Consider the following 15,652-nt stretch of genomic DNA (forward strand, 5'->3'; position numbering starts at 1 on the left):
TGAGGAGGAAATAAATATGTTTAGAAAAACAAAAATCGTCAGCACGATCGGGCCTGCGTCTGAATCAGTAGAGAAATTGACGCAGCTGATTGAAGCTGGAATGAATGTGGCTCGCTTGAACTTTTCCCATGGGGATTTTGAAGAGCATGGTGCGAGAATCAAAAATATTCGTGAAGCATCAAAAGCTACGGGCAAAACAGTTGCGATACTGTTAGATACCAAAGGTCCGGAAATCCGTACAGGGAAACTGAAAGAAGGAGAAGTTTACCTTGAAAAAGGGTCCACTGCCTATGTTTCTATGGAAGACATTGAAGGAGATGCAGAACGTTTTTCAGTCACTTATCCAGGTCTGATTAATGACGTACATCCTGGCTCTAAGATTCTTCTGGATGATGGGCTGGTAGAACTGCAAGTTGAAAAAATCGATAAAGAGAATAATGAAATTGAAACAACTGTCTTGAATAATGGTCCACTTAAGAATAAAAAAGGTGTTAACGTACCTAATGTTAGTGTGAACCTTCCAGGAATTACAGAAAAAGATGCTAAGGATATCGAATTCGGTATCGAACAAGGGGTAGACTTTATTGCTGCTTCGTTCGTACGTCGTGCATCTGATGTCCTGGAAATTAAAGAATTGTTAGAAAAACATAATGCTAATCAGATTCACATCGTTCCTAAAATTGAAAATCAAGAAGGTGTCGATAATATTGATGACATCCTGGAGGTCAGTGATGGTTTGATGGTTGCACGTGGAGACCTAGGTGTGGAAATTCCGGCTGAAGATGTTCCACTTGTACAAAAACAACTGATCCGTAAGTGTAATAAAGCAGGCAAACCTGTTATTACAGCTACTCAAATGCTTGACTCCATGCAGCGTAATCCGCGTCCTACACGTGCGGAGGCATCTGACGTTGCAAATGCTATTTTTGATGGTACGGATGCTATCATGCTTTCAGGTGAAACAGCTGCAGGTGATTATCCGGTAGAATCTGTGCAAACGATGCATAACATTGCGAGTAAAACAGAAACAGGATTGAATCATGTTTCCTTACTGCAAGAACGTTCCAAGCACAGTGATATGACTATTACCGATGCGATCAGCCAATCGGTGACACATACAGCAATCAACCTTGACGCTGCAGCAATTGTGACACCAACAGAGAGTGGACATACAGCAAGAATGATTTCTAAGTATCGTCCAAAAGCTCCCATCGTAGCTATTACTTCCGATGATGAAGTGAATCGCAAACTGTCGCTTGTATGGGGTGTGTATGCTGTAATGGGGCCACGCTCTTATTCAACTGATGATATGTTGGACGTAGCCGTAGATCGCAGCTTGGCTTCTGGCTTGGCGATTCGTGGAGATCGTGTCATCATCACCGGTGGTGTGCCTGTTGGTGAGAGTGGGACCACAAACTTAATGAAAGTGCACGTCATTGGTGATGTACTTGTCAAAGGCCAGGGTGTTGGCCAGAAGAGCGCGTTCGGACGAGCAATCGTTGCTAAGAATGCACAAGATGCAATTGAACGTTTAGAGGATGGAGATATCTTAGTTACACATGGCACAGATCGTGATATGATGCCTGCCATCGAAAAAGCAGCAGGAATCATTACACGTGAAGGTGGTTTGACTTCCCACGCTGCAGTTGTTGGTTTGAGCTTGGGAATCCCAGTGATAGTTGGGGTTAATGATGCTCTAGAACTTATCAAAGATGGGGCAGATATTACAATCGACAGTTCACGCGGAGATATCTATGAAGGTCATGCAAGCGTTCTATAATATTTAGTGATAGAAGGCAGGGGAGATTATCTTCCCTGCCTTTTCTTTTATCATTTCTCCAAATACAGTTATAATAAAGGTAAGAAGATGAAAAAGAAGGGAAGATGTTATGTTTCGCTGGTTGTTGTTATTCATATTGATTGTACCCGCTCTTGAAATAGGCTTACTGATTTGGGCTGGGAGTTATATAGGACCATGGTGGGTTATCTTACTGATTATTTCCACAGGGGTTCTCGGTGCCTGGTTGGCTAAACAGCAGGGGTTAGAGACAATAAGAAACCTGCAGCGATCCATGTCTGAGGGTCAGATGCCGAAAGATGCTCTTTTGGATGGAGCTTGTATTCTTGTCGGCGGTGCTGTGCTTTTAACGCCCGGTTTTATTACGGATGCTGTCGGATTCCTGTTACTCATTCCAACTACGAGAGCCCCAATCAAGCTTTTTGTCAAAAGGGCTATTGAGAAAGCGTTACAGAAAGGCACAATTACTATCTATAGAAAATAATTGCTGACCTCCACATAAAAGGGTGGAGGTTTTTAATTTCCTTTTATGAATGACCATACATCATTTGTCAGACCTGTTTTATTTAATGTTTGAATAACCATCAGAACTATTGGACTGATTATCATTCCATAAGCTCCAAAGATTTTAAAACCGACAAAAAGACTTATTAACAGCAGCACAGGAGGTACACCAAAATGGTTCGCTAATAGTTTAGGTTCTAGTACTTGACGGGTAAGTATTACTATCATATAAAGGACAGTTAAACTGATCGTCATGCTGAATTCACCACTGAAAAACTGGTAGATAATCCATGGAAGAAATATTGCTCCTGTCCCCACATAAGGGATAAAGTCAACGATAGCTACAAGGAATGTAATCGTCATGGCGTGAGATGCTCCAATTACGAAAAGCCCCACCCCTATGATAAGGGTTGAAATAGCGACAAGCGTACATTGGGCTTTAATAAGTCCGTGGAAAGTATTTTTCATTTCTACGCGCATCATATGAATTTTTAAGAGAAGGGGCTCCGGTCCTCTTTGCTTGATTCGGTGCTTCATCCATTCCCAGTCTTTACATATGAAAAAAGTAGCGAGTAATGTGATGAATATAGCAGTCATGGAGGACGGCAGGGTAGTAAGGATACTCACCAGACCTTCAAAAGCACTGTTCAGAAACTGGACTCCTGTCTGCGTGACTTTATCCTGCATAAGGTTTAGATATTCATCAACAGATTGCTGTTGCTGCACACTTAACTTCTGAGATATCGCTTCTATTTTATTCAGCAACGGGCGGATGATCGATTTCGTTTGAAGTGTAATATGGGCAGTAAGTCTTTCAAAGTGCTCTGGAACGCCAGTGGACAGGTATTGGATTCCTTTGATTAATTCTGCAACTAGGAGGACTGCTAATGCCCCGATTAAACCGACGAATAGACAGAGAACTGAAAGAATGGCGAGCACTTTAGGAAAATGAAAATGTTTCACCAGTAATTGTATAAATGGCTGCAGTATAGAGGATAGTAAGAACGCAATGATGAACGGATACAGGTAGGTCCATGACCAGAACAAAGAAATAATTAACCCGATAATCGTCAATAGGATGAACAGAAAACGAAAAGTAGAAGAAATAAAATGGTTGTCCAAAACGGATAGCTTCCTTTCTACTCGCTATTTCACATTTTTAGGTGGAATTTTTCAGCAAAATTTGTTTTTTAAAGAAGGATTAATAGAAACGAGATTCGATAAAATCCACCAATTTAAACGGTTTCAATTCACATTCTCTTCAGAATACTTTATAATTGTTTGTGGGGTGTTTTCCTATAAAGGTAAAGAGCAAAAAGTAAAGCGTTTTCGCGTCGAAAACAGGTAAGAATCATTGGAATTTTTAAAAGGAGAGATTGTATGTCATCATCAACAAAAGGTCTTGAAGGAATTACAGCAACAGAATCATCCATTAGTTCCATCATCGACGATAAATTGACTTATGTCGGTTATGATATCGATGATTTAGCGAATAACTCAAGCTTTGAAGAGGTCGTCTATCTTCTGTGGAATCAGAAACTTCCTAACCAAGAAGAACTGAAAGAATTTAAAACAGAACTTATCTCAAATATGGATATACCGACTGAAGTTGTCGATCATTTGAAATCTTATGATTTATCGACAGTCCACCCTATGGCTGCTTTGAGGACTGCGGTTTCCATGCTTGGGCTTCATGATCCTGAGTCTGATGTCATGGAAGAAGAAGCGAACAAGCGTAAAGCACTTAGACTTCAAGCGAAGATCCCTACAGTAGTTACTGCTTTTGCACGTATTCGTAAAGGGGAAGATCCTGTATCACCTAAGAAAGAATTGAGCTTCGCCGGAAACTTCCTATACATGTTGAATGGGAAAGATCCTGAGGACTTGGAAGTAGAAGCTTTCAATAAAGCACTTGTCCTTCATGCAGATCACGAATTGAATGCTTCAACATTCACAGCACGTGTGTGTGTAGCGACTTTATCAGATGTTTACTCTGGTGTGACTGCAGCAATCGGCGCATTAAAAGGTCCACTGCATGGTGGGGCTAATGAGCGAGTAATGAAGATGCTTACAGAGATCGGCAGTGTCGAAAATGCTGTCCCGGCTATAGAGAAAAAGCTGGAAAATAAAGAAAAAATCATGGGAATGGGCCACCGTGTCTATCAATCCGGAGATCCCCGTGCCAAGCACCTGAAAGAGATGTCCCGTGAACTTACAAAATTGACGGGTCATTCTAAATATTACGAGATGTCTATTAAAATAGAAGATTATATTAAAGAAAACAAAGGTCTTCCTGCTAATGTGGACTTTTATTCTGCCTCTGTTTATCACAGCCTTGGAATCGATCACGATATCTTTACACCTATTTTTGCAGTTAGTCGAGTTTCCGGCTGGTTAGCACATATTTTGGAGCAGTATTCAAACAACCGTCTCATTCGCCCGAGGGCCGAATATGTGGGGCCAAAAGGCCAATCTTACACAGCAATTGAAAATAGGTAAGCAGCTGCCGGGTAGACCGGCCTCTTCCTATACTTTTTATTCGACCTAGTTTAACGTATGATAGAAGAGGATGATCCATCCGTCATTCATACAAAATTTTTAGGAGGGTTTATTTTGACACAATCACAGAAAATCACAGTAGAACAAAATGGAAAATTAAACGTACCGGATCGTCCAGTGATCCCTTTCATCGAGGGTGACGGAATCGGTCCTGATATTTGGGCTGCAGCAAGCCGCGTAATTGAAGCAGCTGTTGATAAAGCTTATAACGGCCAGAAGTCTATCGAATGGAAAGAAGTGCTTGCTGGACAGAAAGCCTATGATGAAAAAGGGGAATGGCTTCCTGAAGCTACTTTAGATACGATTCGTGATTATAAAATTGCAATCAAAGGACCTTTGACTACGCCAATCGGCGGTGGAATCCGTTCCTTGAACGTAGCGCTCCGTCAAGAATTAGACTTATTCACTTGCCTTCGCCCAGTTCGTTACTTTGAAGGTGTGCCTTCTCCGGTCAAACGTCCTGAGGATACAGACATGGCAATCTTCCGTGAAAATACAGAAGATATATATGCTGGAATTGAATGGCAAAAAGGAACACCGGAAGTTAAGAAAGTAATCGACTTTTTACAGAATGAAATGGGTGTACATAACATTCGTTTCCCTGAGACTTCCGGTATTGGTATTAAACCAGTATCTGAAGAAGGTACGAAGCGACTTGTCCGTGCAGCGATTGATTATGCATTGAATGAAGGGCGTAAGAACGTCACACTAGTCCATAAAGGGAATATCATGAAGTTCACTGAAGGCTCTTTCAAATCTTGGGGCTATGAAGTAGCACAAGAAGAATACGGCGATAAAGTATTCACATGGGCTGAATATGACCGCATTGTGGAGAAAGAAGGAAAAGACGCTGCGAATAAAGCTCAAGATGCAGCTGAAGCAGAAGGCAGAATCATCGTAAAAGATGCCATTGCGGATATCTTCCTGCAGCAAATACTGACTCGTCCGAAAGAATTTGATGTCGTAGCTACAATGAACTTGAATGGTGACTATATTTCTGATGCCTTGGCAGCTCAAGTAGGTGGAATCGGAATTGCTCCTGGAGCGAACATCAACTTTGAAACAGGACATGCTATTTTCGAAGCTACACATGGTACTGCTCCGAAATACGCTGGAATGGATAAAGTGAATCCTTCCTCTGTCATCCTTTCCGGTGTTTTAATGCTCGAACACTTAGGCTGGAGAGAAGCGGCTGACTTGATCGCTAAATCCATGGATAAGACAATCGGAAGTAAGGTCGTCACTTACGACTTTGCACGTATGATGGAAGGCGCGACTGAAGTGAAGTGTTCTGAATTTGGTGATGAATTGATCAAAAACATGAACTAAACCTTTTTTAGGGAGGGGATCATTATGGCTGTTCGTAGAAACAAAATATCTGTAATCGGTGCTGGTTTCACAGGTGCCACAACAGCACTTATGCTGGCGCAAAAAGAGCTTGGTGATGTTGTTCTTGTTGATGTTCCAGATATGGAAGATCCGACAAAAGGGAAAGCGTTGGATATGTTGGAAGCTAGTCCTGTACAAGGTTTTGATGCGAAAGTGACAGGCACTTCTGATTATGCAGACACGAAAAATTCAGATCTTGTTATCATTACAGCGGGTATCGCCCGAAAGCCTGGCATGAGTCGTGATGATCTTGTTAATACCAACTCTAAAATCATGAAGAGTGTGACCAAAGAAATAGTCAAAAACTCGCCTGAGTGCTATATTGTGGTATTGACAAACCCTGTTGATGCGATGACTTATTCCGTTTTCCAAGAAGCAGGTCTTCCTAAGAACCGTGTCATTGGTCAGTCAGGGGTGTTGGATACAGCGCGTTTCCGCACCTTTGTCGCTGAAGAGTTGAATGTTTCTATCAAAGACGTAACTGGATTCGTATTAGGTGGACACGGTGATGATATGGTTCCGCTTATACGTTACTCTTTCGCTGGAGGCATTCCTCTTGAAAAACTAATCTCGAAAGAGCGTTTAGATTCCATTGTTGAACGTACACGTAAAGGTGGCGGTGAGATTGTAGGCCTGCTTGGTAACGGAAGTGCATACTATGCACCAGCCGCATCCATTGTGCAGATGGCTGAAGCCATTTTGAAAGATCAGCGTAGAATCCTACCATCTATTGCGTATCTCGAAGGTGAATATGGATATGATGGCATTTACCTTGGAGTGCCCACTATTCTAGGTGGAAATGGAATCGAAGAAATAATTGAACTGGAATTAACAGAAGATGAAAAAAAACAGCTTGATAAATCAGCGGATTCTGTTAAAAATGTTCTCAATGTATTAAAATGAAAATGAAGGGATTCGAGGCAGTCCTCGAATCCCTTTTTTTAAAAACATATCAGAAAACGCTTCCAAGAGGTGATGACCATGTTAGGAAAGAAAAGAAAACTGGGCAGGAAAATGAATGAAATCAAAATTGGTGAAAAATTCACCACTTCATCATCAGTAGAGGATCGGGATTTGTTGATGTACTTAGGGCTCACTGATGACTCGAATCCTTTGTACATTCAGCATGACTATGCATCTCAAACCCCTTTTAAGCAGCCGGTGGTACCGACGATCATGGTCTTTGGAATGGTATCCTCTATTGTATCCATGCACCTCCCTGGTCCAGGCAGCCATATTATCCAACAAACACTGGATTACCCTAAACCCGTATATCATTATGCAGAAGTCCGCTTCCATGTAGAAGTGACCGAAGTTAATAAGGAGGACCATACGGTAGGTCTTCAAGTCATTGGGTATGACGAAGAAGGAGAAGTAGTAATCAAGGGTGACTTAATAGTCAAACCGCCTTACGAACTGGATTCGATGAATGCAACTTCGCTGGAAAACTTTTATTGATCTTTTCATAAGTGAAAAACTAAAAAATAGTGGTTTATGGAAAAACTTCTGAATCTATAGGAGCTGTCAAAGTTTGTTGTAGCTTCTCACGACTCGCTTGTCGGTGGATGCTTGCCGCGGGCACGGCCTCAGCTAACTTTGGTCAAGAAGATCACTTGAACAAGTGGATCTTCGGCTCGCGCTGTTCCCGCAGGCGTCACCACCGAACGCTCCTCGTGGAATCAACTGTGGTCCATCTAAAAAGAGTGATTTTTTTGTCCTTGAAATAAGCCGAGTTGAACGATAAATTCGTCCAACTCGGCTTATTCATTTGATGCAGTACTTAAAAAGCTACAGTTAGCATGTCTAGAAAACTCCTCTGAAGTTCGTCTCGCCTTATAAAAAAACAAAATGTGTGTATGAATCCATTGGCAGCGGTATATTAAGATTAAGTAAAGATCGCTAAAGATCCGTATTCAAAATGTAAACTTAATTGTATGATGAATGTAAACTGTAGCAGAGGTGATGTTTATGGAACAAAGAATTTTGATTGTGGATGATGAGGAGTCTATTGTAACGTTACTTAAATATAATATTGAACAAGCGGGCTTTGATACGGAAGTAGCTTATAGCGGAATTGACGCCCTGGAAAAAGCTTCGGAAATTCCCTTCGACTTAATCGTACTGGATGTTATGCTTCCTGGTATGGATGGTATGGAAGTGTGTAAACAACTACGTCAAATGCAGGTGAATACACCGATTCTTATGCTGACAGCTAAAGATGATGAGTTTGACAAAGTGCTAGGGCTGGAGCTGGGGGCAGATGATTATTTGACCAAGCCATTCAGTCCTAGAGAAGTGGTAGCGCGGATCAAAGCTATTTTACGCCGAATGGTTCAAGTTAATAAAGAAGTGGAAGTAAAGAACCTGCAAATCGCCGATCTTTCTATTTACCCTGAACAATACGAGGCTACAATTAAAGGACAAGCTTTGACCTTTACCCCTAAAGAGTTTGAATTGCTCCTATATCTAGCTCAAAACCTTGGGCGGGTTTTATCTAGAGACCAACTGCTGAGTGCTGTGTGGAATTATGATTTTGCTGGAGATACACGGATTGTTGATGTCCATGTAAGTCACCTAAGGGAAAAAATAGAACCAGAAACAAAGAAACCTGTGTATATCAAGACAATCCGTGGCCTTGGTTATAAGATGGAGGCACCAAAATAAATGCCTTCGAACACCAGACCTTTATTGACTTATGCGATTCTCGTTATCATTGTAATGGTTGGAATAGGAATTCTCTTAGCGCAGCTCACTCGGGGTTACTTCATCAATATTTTTGAAGAACGGGTGGAAGTAGAGAGTCAGTATTTTATTACTTATCTTGAAAAATTCACAGAAGATTCCGAGGTGGATAAGGAAGAACTGTATAGCTTCAGTAAACAGCTAAACACAGGAATGGTTTTCATATCCGATTCTGGAGAAGTCATCTTAGATACTGTTGAGGCTATTCCATTAATCAATAATGAGGAAAAAAAGATTATTCTGTCGCGAGTCACAGAAAAACGTGCAGAAATTAGTGAAGGGAAGCTGATTGATGATATTTTCTATTATCCAGCATCTATTCAAGTGGATGATATTGAAGGTACATTGATTTTACTATCACCTGTAGATTCGTTGAGCAATGTTACAAAAAACATTTGGCTGCTTATTAGTTTTACTTTATTGCTCGGTTTACTGGTTATTTTCGTTATCGGTTTTAACGTATTCTCTAAATATATCCGTCCTATTAGAGCAGCATCCAATGTAGCAAAAGAATTAGCCAAAGGGAATTATAAAGCGAGGACATACGAGGGGCATTTCGGAGAAGCGGGACAACTCAGTCATTCCATCAATATCTTAGCGCGTAATCTCCAAGATATGACGAGCACGAAAGGGATGCAGGAAAACCAATTGGAAGCGGTCATTAATAATATGGGCAATGGTCTTGCACTTATTGATGAAAAGGGCTATATTCTTTTGTTAAATCGTGCCTTTCTTGAGACATTCGAGGGGGAACAAAAAGATTACATCGGCTATTTATATCATGATGCCATTCCATATCCTTCTATTCATGAAGCTGTAAGGAAAGTTTATATGTTTGAAGAAACTGTCAGTGAAACATTTGTACTCCCATTCCATATTGATCGAAAGCATTTAGAAGTGACGGGGGCTCCGATTTTTAGTGAAGAAGGTAAGTGGAAAGGTGTCGTTTTAGTATTCCATGATATTTCTGAGCTTAAGCAGCTGGAGCAAACCAGAAAAGACTTTGTAGCTAACGTATCGCATGAATTGAAAACACCAATCACATCCATCCGGGGCTTTTCGGAAACGCTGCTTGATGGTGCTATGAAAGACGAGAAAATGCTGGATCAGTTCTTGCAAATCATACTAAAAGAAAGTGGTAGATTGCAGTCCCTTATTAAAGACTTATTAGAACTCTCTAAATTAGAACGGGAAGATTTTCTGCTTAACGTTGAGCAAATCGACATACAAAGCTTATTGAGAGATCTCCTGCCAATTGTAAAACAGCATGCAGACCACAAAAATGTGGACCTTTCTATGGATATTGAAGGCAGCACAGTTATTCAAGGTGATTCGAGCCGTTTAAAGCAAGTTTTTATGAATTTGCTTGCTAATGCCATCAATTATACTAGTGATCAAGGTGAAGTATCTTTAACATTTGAAGAGTCAGAAAATCATATAATGGTTTCTATTACTGACAATGGTGTGGGAATTCCAGAAGAGGAGATATCCCGGATATTCGAGCGGTTCTACCGTGTGGATAAGGCGAGAAGCAGGAATTCCGGAGGGACGGGCCTTGGTTTGGCAATTGTGAAACATATTGTAGAAGCACATCAGGGTACGATTCATGTCGAAAGCGTATTGGAAAAAGGCACAACCTTCCATATAGAGATTCCGAAGAAGTTTACAGAAAGTTAATGTATCATTAAACCTCCGTTAATGTTACTGGGTTAGAATACCAATGAAACCCTTTCATCCAAGGTGTTTTCTCTTTAAGCAGAAGCTTCCCTCGCTTCTGCTTTTTTTTCTCTGTTAAATCCTTCTCCCATTTAGAAAGCGAGACGTTTCAGGCCTGCATCCTCTATCACAAGTGTATCGAACTAAGGTTCCTTATTGTTCAATTTATTATTACGTTTTTGAAACCTTTGTGTCATAAAAACGTAATAATATTGGACATACATAAAAGAGAGGGAGTCTTTATGAGTTTAAATCAGTTTTATAAATGGACGGGTCTAGTCATCGTCGGAGCTCTGTTGATTGTAATTTTACTTACTAGCTGGTATACGGTGGATGAATCCGAACAGGCGGTTGTCCTTACTTTTGGTGAAGCGGAGGATGGGATTACAGAACCAGGCCTGCATTTCAAAATGCCTTGGCCGATACAAGAAGTTGAAAAAATGTCAAAAGAGACTTTCAGTTTGGACTTCGGTTTCAATGATGGGGAGGAAGAAGCTGATAAAGTTACGATGATTACCGGTGATGATATGATTGTCCAGGCAGATCTGGTAGTACAGTGGAAAATCACAGAACCGGTCGGTTATCTATTTGCTTCCGAGGAGCCAGAGCAAGTACTTTTCAACGCGACTTCCTCCTCTCTACGAGGGGTTATAGGAAGTAGTGAGATTGATGAAGCGTTGACTTCGGGAAAAGCAGAAATTGAAAATGAAGTACGAGAAGTCCTTGTCCAGTTGATTGATCAATATGAAATAGGCATATCAATCATTGATGTGCGGCTTCAGGAGGTCGATTTGCCTAACAAGGAAGTGCGTTCAGCTTTTACTAAAGTGACGGATGCAAGAGAGCAGAAGCAGAGTAAAGTCAATGAGGCAGAAAAATACGCCAACCAAAAGCGTGAAGAAGCATTAGGTGAAAAAGATGCCATCATGCAGCGGGCAGAAGGAGATAAGGTTGAACGTATTCAGGATGCAAATGGCGCAGTATCCCGCTTCAATGCTCTCCTTGCTGAATACCAGGATAATGAAAGTATTACACGTGAGCGATTAGTTATGGAAACCTTAGAAAGAGTCCTTCCAGAAGCGAATGTTTACATCATGAATGATGACGGCAACACGATGAAACACCTCCCTTTGAATCAAGGTAATGTTCAAAACGTGACCCCTCCGGTTACTGATGAAGAAGAGGAGGAGAAAGAATCATGAACAACGAAAATACAGAAATCAACCAAAAACAACAAAAAGATTTCAAGAATTATATAAAAGGTGGAATCACTCTTGTTGTCATTATCGCTCTATTGCTCATTGGTATTAATTCAGTCATCATCGCTAAAGAGGGAGAATATAAAGTTGTCAGACAATTCGGGGATGTCGTCAGAATCCACGAAAATCCAGGGCTGAAATTCAAAATTCCTTTGGTTCAAGAAGTAACCACTCTATCTAAGAAAAAAATGGTTTATGATGTGGATGAAAAGGAAATCACTACCCTCGATAAAAAACGTATGATTATTGATAATTATGCGATATGGAGTATATCAGATCCTGAAAAAATGATAACGAATGCAAGAACAGTAATGAATGCGGAAGCAAGGATGGGAGAGTTCATTTTTTCTATCGTACGCTCAGAGCTTGGGAGAATGGATTTTTCAGAAATTATCAATGAGGAAGAAAGTTCACGCAGTTTACTGAATGAGGAGATTACAACGAAAGTGAATGAGTTCTTAGCTAGAGATAATTATGGAATTGTCGTCAATGATGTCCGGATTAAGCGGTCGGATTTGCCAGAAGCCAATGAAGAGGCCGTTTTTAATCAAATGATTACAGATCGTGAAAAAATAGCCCAGCAATATTTATCGGAAGGAGAAGCGGACAAAAGCAGAATAAGGGCGGAAGTTGATAGAGAAGTGCAAGAGATGCTTTCAACCGCAAGGGCTGAGGCGGAAAAGGTACGAGCAGAAGGGGAGCAAGAAGCCGCACAAGTATATAATACTTCATTTTCTCAAGACCCTGAATTTTACCAGCTTTATCGAACACTCGAGTCTTATGAAAAGACAATTGATGGAGAGACGACAATCATTCTCCCGCAAGATTCGCCGTATTCTGAATTGCTTCTAGGGTATTTCGAATAATAAAGATACACGTCTTTTTCTTCTCTACATCAATCATGGTAGAATGAAGAAAAGGCGTTTTCTTTTTCGTTAACGAATTTAAAAGGGACAAGTTTGAGCTGCAGCTGTCATTGAGACAAAATGGTCAGAAGTACATTTGTTCTATATTGAGGAGTGAGCCTATGGCGGAGAAAGTTGTTTTAATTGATGGAAATAGTATTGCATACAGGGCATTTTTTGCCTTACCCCTATTAAATAATGATAAAGGGGTGTACACGAATGCAGTGTACGGATTTACGACTATGCTTTTGAAGATCTTAGAGGAAGATCGACCAGATCATCTTTTAGTTGCTTTTGATGCAGGTAAAACTACGTTCAGACACAAAACTTACAAAGAATATAAAGGCGGTCGACAGAAGACGCCGTCGGAGCTTTCTGAACAGTTTCCTGTGCTGAAAGAATTGTTGGATGCATTTGAAGTCAAATACTACCAGCTTGAGCAGTATGAAGCGGATGATATTATCGGAACACTGGCTACCCAGGCAGGTGAAAAAGGATTGGAAGTCAAAGTCATTTCTGGTGATAAGGACTTGCTTCAATTGGTAAATGACCAAGTGTCAGTGAGTTTGACGAAAAAAGGGATCACAAATGTGGATACATATACCCCTTCTTTCATGTTGGAGAAGATGGAGATACGACCGGAACAAATTATTGATTTCAAAGCATTGATGGGAGATAGTTCAGATAATATCCCGGGAGTTCAAGGTGTAGGGGAAAAAACAGCCGTGAAATTATTGAAGCAGTTCGATACATTGGAAAAAATGTATGAACAGTTAGATGAGGTCAACGGGAAGAAATTGAAAGAGAAGTTGGAACTGAACAAAGACGATGCTCTAATGAGCCAACAGCTTGTAACGATTGAATGTAACGCCCCTATTGAAATCAATGTAACAGATATTGCCTATGAAGGATACCAAACACAAAAGGTCAGTCAATTTTTTAAAGAGCTAGGGTTTCAATCTCTACTTTCCCGAGTTCAAGAAGGTGGCTTGGAAGAGGACGTAGAAAAAGAAGATTTGCCTGAAATAGAGGTAGAAGTCTTAGAGGATATTCATGCGGAGTTGTTCACAGGAAAAGAAGCAGTTGTCATCGAAATGCTGCATGATAACTACCATACCTCTCCAATTGAGGGCATTGCCATCGTCAATGATGATAAAAAGTACGTCATATCTATTGAACAAGCTGAACAATCTGAAGCCTTCAAGGAATGGGCCGAAGATATGGAAAAAGAAAAATGGGTATTTGACGCAAAACGTACTTTAGTAGCACTTATGCGCCATGGAATTGAGATGAAGGGAATCTCTTTTGATTTGTTACTCGCTTCTTACTTGATCAACCCTTCAGAGAACAACCACGATATTCCAGCAGTCGGTCACAGGAGGGGGGCTGCTGAGGTGAAGTACGATGAAGAAGTTTATGGAAAAGGCGCTAAATTGAAACGCCCGGATAACGACGAAACCTTCCACGAGCATATAAGTAGAAAAGCATCTGCTTTATACCTGATGAAAGATGATATGGAAGAAGAGTTGAAACAAAATGAACAATACGAGTTATATAAAGATTTGGAAATGCCACTTGCTGTTATTTTGGGACGCATGGAACACCGGGGTGTAAGGGTTGATGTAGAGCGTCTTCAACAAATGGGTGAAGAATTAGAAGGCCGGTTGAACAAAGTTGAAGAAGAAATTTATCAGCTGGCTGGTGAATCATTCAATTTGAATTCTCCTAAGCAGCTCGGGCCCATTCTCTTTGAAAAACTGGAGTTGCCCGTAATCAAAAAAACAAAGACAGGATATTCAACTTCTGCAGATGTGCTGGAACAGTTGGAAGGACAACATGAGATCATTCCAAAAATATTATTGAACCGTCAGCTGAGAAAATTGAAGTCCACATACATTGAAGGGCTATTAAAAGTTGTGCATGAAGATACGAACAAAATTCATACACGGTTCAATCAAGCTCTTACGCAAACGGGGCGTTTGAGCTCAACAGACCCTAACCTCCAAAACATTCCGATCCGATTGGAGGAAGGACGTAAGATAAGACAAGCGTTCATACCATCGGAAGAGGGTTGGTTGATATTTGCAAGTGACTATTCTCAAATCGAGCTTCGGGTTTTAGCTCATATCGCTCAGGACGAGAAATTGGTGCAAGCCTTCAAGGCCGGAGAGGACATCCATACCCAGACTGCGAGTGAAGTATTCGGTGTAGCAAGTGATGAAGTAACTGGAGAAATGAGAAGACAAGCAAAGGCTGTCAATTTTGGTATTGTATATGGCATAAGTGATTATGGCCTTTCTCAAAGTCTCGGTATCACCCGTAAGGAAGCCCAGGCTTTTATCGATAAATATTTCGAGAGCTATCCAGGAGTGAAAGCTTATATGGATGAAACAGTCAGAGAAGCGAAGGAAGTCGGTTATGTGACAACGTTCATGAATCGACGCCGTTATCTTCCTGATATTAAAAGTCGCAATTTCAACATGAGAAGCTTTGCTGAGCGAACAGCGATGAATACACCTATTCAGGGTAGTGCTGCCGACATTATCAAAAAAGCCATGATTGACTTGGAAGAACGCCTGCAGAAAGAAAAGCTTCAAGCAAAAGTATTGCTTCAGGTCCATGATGAGCTTATTATTGAAGCGCCGAAAGAAGAAATCCCGGAATTGGAAAAAATCGTTGCCTCTGTCATGGAGAATACGGTAGAACTTGATGTACCTCTGAAAGTGGATTCCTCCTATGGAGACACATGGTACGATGCAAAGTAAGTAAGGAGAATGCAG

12 protein-coding genes are annotated in these 15,652 nt (G+C 40.9%); 11 read left to right on the forward strand and 1 reads right to left on the reverse strand.

The window, feature by feature from the left end; translation table 11 throughout:
- The first annotated feature begins 16 nt into the window (after positions 1-16).
- Entirely contained in the window at positions 17-1,780 is a 1,764-nt protein-coding gene (gene pyk, locus HLI_RS17680) for a pyruvate kinase (RefSeq protein WP_128526229.1), read from the forward strand.
- 109 nt (positions 1,781-1,889) lie between these two features.
- Complete coding sequence (locus tag HLI_RS17685; RefSeq protein WP_128526230.1) at positions 1,890-2,282, forward strand: FxsA family protein; 393 nt, start codon at positions 1,890-1,892, stop codon at positions 2,280-2,282.
- 32 nt (positions 2,283-2,314) lie between these two features.
- Here HLI_RS17685 and ytvI read toward each other — a convergent pair whose 3' ends face one another.
- Positions 2,315-3,424, reverse strand: a complete 1,110-nt coding sequence (ytvI, locus tag HLI_RS17690) for a sporulation integral membrane protein YtvI (RefSeq protein ID WP_128526231.1) — start codon at positions 3,422-3,424, stop codon at positions 2,315-2,317.
- A 258-nt stretch (positions 3,425-3,682) separates the two neighbouring features.
- Here ytvI and citZ point away from each other — a divergent pair, with 258 nt between their 5' ends.
- The 9 genes from citZ (at position 3,683) to polA (ending at position 15,637) form a co-directional block, all read left to right on the forward strand.
- On the forward strand, positions 3,683-4,801 hold the full coding sequence (gene citZ, locus HLI_RS17695) for a citrate synthase (protein ID WP_128526232.1): 1,119 nt from the start codon (positions 3,683-3,685) through the stop codon (positions 4,799-4,801).
- Between the two features lie 114 nt (positions 4,802-4,915).
- Positions 4,916-6,190 carry an NADP-dependent isocitrate dehydrogenase gene (icd, locus tag HLI_RS17700; RefSeq protein ID WP_128526233.1) on the forward strand — a complete coding sequence of 425 codons (1,275 nt, stop codon included), beginning with the start codon at positions 4,916-4,918 and terminating at the stop codon, positions 6,188-6,190.
- A gap of 24 nt (positions 6,191-6,214) precedes the next feature.
- A complete protein-coding gene (gene mdh, locus HLI_RS17705; RefSeq protein WP_128526234.1) occupies positions 6,215-7,153 on the forward strand; it encodes a malate dehydrogenase in 939 nt (312 codons plus the stop codon).
- Between the two features lie 78 nt (positions 7,154-7,231).
- On the forward strand, positions 7,232-7,708 hold the full coding sequence (locus HLI_RS17710; RefSeq protein WP_128526235.1) for a MaoC/PaaZ C-terminal domain-containing protein: 477 nt from the start codon (positions 7,232-7,234) through the stop codon (positions 7,706-7,708).
- A gap of 510 nt (positions 7,709-8,218) precedes the next feature.
- Positions 8,219-8,914, forward strand: a complete 696-nt coding sequence (locus tag HLI_RS17715) for a response regulator transcription factor (RefSeq protein WP_128526236.1) — start codon at positions 8,219-8,221, stop codon at positions 8,912-8,914.
- Positions 8,915-10,669 (forward strand): two-component system histidine kinase PnpS, encoded by a 1,755-nt coding sequence (pnpS, locus tag HLI_RS17720; RefSeq protein ID WP_128526237.1) that lies wholly within the window; start codon positions 8,915-8,917, stop codon positions 10,667-10,669.
- Positions 10,670-10,950: 281 nt separating this feature from the next.
- Positions 10,951-11,910 carry an FtsH protease activity modulator HflK gene (gene hflK, locus HLI_RS17725; RefSeq protein WP_128526238.1) on the forward strand — a complete coding sequence of 320 codons (960 nt, stop codon included), beginning with the start codon at positions 10,951-10,953 and terminating at the stop codon, positions 11,908-11,910.
- Entirely contained in the window at positions 11,907-12,833 is a 927-nt protein-coding gene (gene hflC / locus HLI_RS17730) for a protease modulator HflC (protein ID WP_128526239.1), read from the forward strand. The genes hflK and hflC overlap by 4 nt, the downstream gene beginning before the upstream one ends.
- A gap of 161 nt (positions 12,834-12,994) precedes the next feature.
- Positions 12,995-15,637 (forward strand): DNA polymerase I, encoded by a 2,643-nt coding sequence (gene polA / locus HLI_RS17735; RefSeq protein WP_128526240.1) that lies wholly within the window; start codon positions 12,995-12,997, stop codon positions 15,635-15,637.
- The last annotated feature ends 15 nt before the right edge of the window (positions 15,638-15,652 follow it).

This window comes from Halobacillus litoralis (assembly GCF_004101865.1).
Taxonomy (GTDB): domain Bacteria; phylum Bacillota; class Bacilli; order Bacillales; family Halobacillaceae; genus Halobacillus; species Halobacillus litoralis_A.